At 56.8% G+C, this 3260-nt stretch carries 3 protein-coding genes and 1 pseudogene; 3 read left to right on the top strand and 1 reads right to left on the bottom strand.

Annotation, left to right across the window (positions count from 1 at the left end):
• Positions 1 to 241, bottom strand: a 241-nt coding sequence (locus ACFTWP_RS41075) for a recombinase family protein (protein ID WP_380270308.1), incomplete at its 3' end; no start/stop codon positions are given.
• 231 nt (positions 242 to 472) lie between these two features.
• On the opposite strand from ACFTWP_RS41075, the gene ACFTWP_RS41070 reads away from it, so the two are divergent.
• The 3 genes and pseudogenes from ACFTWP_RS41070 to ACFTWP_RS41060 all read left to right on the top strand — a co-directional run.
• Positions 473 to 1225, top strand: a complete 753-nt coding sequence (locus tag ACFTWP_RS41070) for a hypothetical protein (protein ID WP_380270307.1) — start codon at positions 473 to 475, stop codon at positions 1223 to 1225.
• A 107-nt stretch (positions 1226 to 1332) separates the two neighbouring features.
• A pseudogene (locus ACFTWP_RS41065) lies at positions 1333 to 2473 on the top strand (IS3 family transposase).
• A 289-nt stretch (positions 2474 to 2762) separates the two neighbouring features.
• A partial coding sequence (locus ACFTWP_RS41060; protein WP_380270306.1) for a ParA family protein occupies positions 2763 to 3260 on the top strand: 498 nt, incomplete at its 3' end.

Genomic DNA, 3260 nt, shown 5'->3' with positions numbered 1-3260 from the left:
CTGCTAAAGCCTCAACGGTTGCGCGAACGTCCATCGCATTTCGGCCGAGACGATCGAGCTTCGTCACGATCAATACGTCACCTTCTTCCATCTTGAGAAGTAGCTCTCCGAATCCCGGCCGCTGATCCGCGCTAACGCTACCCGAGATACTTTCGGTAATGACACGGCGCTTGTCGACATTGAAGCCGGCCGCTTCGATCTCGCGGAGCTGGTTGGCTGGCGTCTGATCGGTGGTACTCACCCGGGCATATGCGAAGGTTCGCGACATCTTGCACTCTCAACCTGTTCGAAAAGGATGTCCGAATCATAGCCTATGTACGAAAGATTTGCCGCCTTACTTTCGGACATGGTCGAGCACTGGTGTCCGAAAGGGTTCGGTTTTGGACACCCATTGGCGCTTTGAAAGAGAGCTCGCGACCGCCGGATTAGATGGTGACAGCGCGCACTGAACGATCGCCTCTCGCTACTACGCATGCAGCGACCCGCAGCCACAGCCGCATGGACGACGTTTGTCGACACCTCTGCGTGTGCCACATCGCGTGAAGACGGGTACGGTAACCGCTATAGCCTCGTGCTGGAGCTTCGGCGCATAATGCTTCCGCACGAATCCAACACGAATGCAACGGGGACCGAAATGGATCACCTTTGGAGCGAAGGATTGTTGGGCATCGTCACAGGTATTCTGACGACCGTGATCCTGTTCACAATCAAGGCTTTGTGGACGGGCAAGGTGTTTCCCCTAATCGAAGCTATTCGATACCGTGGCCTGAAGATTGATGGTGTCTGGGAAGGCGAGCACGTAGACGAAAAAAGTCGATCGGAGAGTCGCCTAACGTTAAAGCAAAAGGCTCACAGGTTGTCAGGCGCTTTCACCTTCAAGTATCTCGGCCCCGATAAAGAGTTCACGCTGGACTTCGACGTCGACGGCGCGGTGTGGGAAGGGTTTCTCACTCTTAATTTCTCTCCCAGCGACCGTCGCATCACCTCTTGTGCTACGTCGCTCGTCAAGATCAAAGGCGGCGGCTCCGTTATGGCTGGAGCCTTCCTGTTCCGCAACGCAGATATTGATGATGTCGGAGTCGTGCCGTTTACGTTGCGAAGGTACGAGCGCGTCGCTGGGTTCAACGCGACAGGAAATGCCGCTCCACGCGCAGTGGAGCTTGGGGCCACGCAAGCGAATGCAGTTGCAGAAGACGCGGCACAGTCAGCGGCGGAGCGTGAGTAATTGAGGGAGAACATGCCAGGTGGCGTGTAACGGCGAATTCATTGTGGACCGGCCAGCCTTTCGTAGACATCTTCGAGCCATAATTTATGGCAACCGAGGAGGTCAGCATGAGCGGCAAGCGGTACACAGATGAGTTCAAGATCGAGGCAGTCAAACAGGTAACCGAACGGGGTCATTCGGTGGCAGAGGTGGCCCAGCGTTTGGGTATCACGACCCACAGCCTTTACGCATGGAAACTGAAGTTCGGCAGGCCCGACGTCGTGCGGCAGGCGGAGTTGGATCAGAGTGCCGAGGTTCGGCGACTGAAGGCCGAGCTCAAGCGGATGACCGAGGAACGCGACATTCTAAAAAAGCCGCCGCGTACTTTGCAAAGGGATAACAGCAAGGTACGCGTTCATGCGAGCCCATCTCGGCGAGTTCCACCTGCACTCGATGTGCCGAGTCCTTGGCGTGCATCGCAGCGGCTATTACGTCTGGTAGCGGCAGACAGTCGGAGCCCGCAAGCGCGAGGATGATCGATTGCTCGGTTTGATCAAGCATTCCTGGCTAGCCAGCGGCGGCGTCTATGGCGACCGCAAGGTCACGGTGGATTTGCGTGAATCGGGCGAAACGTGCAGCCGTCACCGCGTCCATCGCCTCATGAAGGGCGAAGGTCTGCGGGCAGAAGTGGGCTATGGCAGCAAGCCTCGCTATCGGGGTGGTCCGGTCGGCGTAATCGCCAACGTGCTGAACCGTGAGTTCGCGCCAACCGCACCGAACCGGGTCTGGGTAACGGACATTACGTACATCCGGACTTACGAGGGCTGGCTGTATCTGGCGGCTGTTATGGATCTGTACTCGCGCCAGATCGTCGGTTGGGCTACGCGCTCGACGATGACCAGCGATCTGGTTTTACAGGCGTTGTTGGCTGCGGTTTGGAAACGCAAACCGGGACCCGGTGTCATGGTGCATTCCGATCAGGGCAGTCAATTCACGAGCGATGACTGGCAGTCGTTCCTGAAGGCGCACCATATGGTGCCAAGCATGAGTCGGCGCGGTAATTGCCACGACAATGCCGTGGCCGAGAGCTTCTTCAGCGCCCTAAAAAAGGAGCGAATCAAGCGGCGCATCTATCCGAGTCGGGCGACCGCGACCTCGGACCTGTTCGATTACATCGAAATGTTTTATAACCCGGTTCGTCGGCATGGTTCCGCCGGCGATCTTTCACCGATGGAGTTTGAGCGGCGCTACGCGCTAAATGGCTCGTGAGTGTCTATGAAACTCTGGCCGGTCCAATGGAGTGAACGCCGATATCTAACGCTGTCTGCTCGCCGGTCCGACAATGCGTGTTCTCGCTGGTATTCGCAGATGTTGACCGAAAGCGACGCAAAAGAGATCCATTTCGGGCGTGCGAGGGTGCGATGCAACGGCCCGGAGTCGGGCGAATCCGACCATTCAGGTGTATCGAACTTCGTCCGGGGCTGCGCCGGTAGAATCCGCTGTAGACTTGTCCTGTCTTTTACGAAACTAATACGATAAAGGGGAAAAAATGTCTCTTTTGAGAAGCTACGCGATTTGGAACAACAAGGGGGGTGTCGGTAAGAGCACCATTACGTTCCATCTCGCTTCGCGCTATGCGGAGGAGCATCCAGATGTGAATGTGTTGGTCATCGATCTATGTCCGCAGTCGAACTCGAGCATGATGCTCCTGGGTGGAGGTGTCGAAGGAGAGCAACATGTGCTGGATCTTTGCATGGCGGCGACCCCAAAGACTGTTGTGGGCTACCTCAGCGCCGTGATCGCAGGTGGTGCAGGCGCTCCACTGCCTGACCCGTGGGACTTCGTTGTGACGACTAGGGATTACAACGACCAGATGCCCGACAACGTCTTTCTGCTCTGCGGTGACGGCAATCTAGAACCCATGGCACCTGCAATCTCGGCGGCTTCCGCAGCGCCAGCACTCACGCCGACCACGCAGCCGTGGAAGTGGGTTCATCAGATTTTCTGGAACTTCATTAACAACATTGCGGCGCCTGATGACGAGGAGTGGATGATC

Origin of the sequence: Kitasatospora sp. NPDC057015 (assembly GCF_042673745.1) — a bacterium.
Classification (GTDB): domain Bacteria; phylum Actinomycetota; class Actinomycetes; order Streptomycetales; family Streptomycetaceae; genus Kitasatospora.
The sequence above is the reverse complement of the archived record's forward strand: the minus strand, read 5'-3'. Positions and strand labels throughout refer to the sequence as shown.